The sequence below is a fragment of the Rhizobacter sp. P2_H2 genome (genome assembly GCF_056403375.1).
The window spans coordinates 1-609 of the sequence record NZ_JBFUFP010001773.1 but is presented as its reverse complement, the minus strand read 5'-3'; the positions used below and the strand labels follow the sequence as shown (position 1 = coordinate 609).

The 609-nt window shown below is 73.7% G+C and carries 1 protein-coding gene; it reads right to left on the bottom strand.

The features are described from left to right. Window positions 1-609 (bottom strand): NAD-dependent epimerase/dehydratase family protein (locus AC1D15_RS36130; protein WP_477829876.1); only part of this gene is annotated, 609 nt, incomplete at both ends.

The following is a 609-nucleotide window of genomic DNA, read 5'->3' as shown; positions in this document are numbered from 1 at the left end:
CGCCGACACCGGGCACACCGCCTCCTCGCCGGCCAGCGGCTCGCGGATGATCCCGGAGAAGAACGACGAGGCCGCGCCGTTCGGCCGCCCCGGCCGCACCGTCACCGTCATCAGCCGCGCCGCGCGGCCGTCGATGAAACCCTTGCGCGTGTAGTCGGCGAGCAGGTACTCGCACATCAGCTTGTGCGTGCCGTACGAGGTCTGCGGCGCCGGCAGCGTGTCGTCGTGCACGCGCTGCGGCATCGGCACCGCGGCGTCCGGCCCGAACACCGCGACCGAACTGGAGAACACCAGCCGCGGCACCGGCGCGCCCTGCTGCACCGTCGCGCGCAGCGCATCGAACAGCGCGCGCGTGGTGTCGAGGTTCGAGCGCAGGCCGAGCTCGAAATCGGCCTCGCATTCGCCCGACACCGCCGACGCCAGGTGGAACACGCCGTCGAACGGCTCGTCGCGCAGCGCAGCGCACTGCGCCAGCAAGGGCCCGGTGCGCGCCTTCACGCGTGCATCGGCCAGCAACTCGGCGCGGGGCGCGGCCTGGTCGGCCAGCACCAGCGTCTCGATGCGTCGCCCGTTCAGCGTGCCGCGCGACAACAGCGCCCGGGCCAGGCG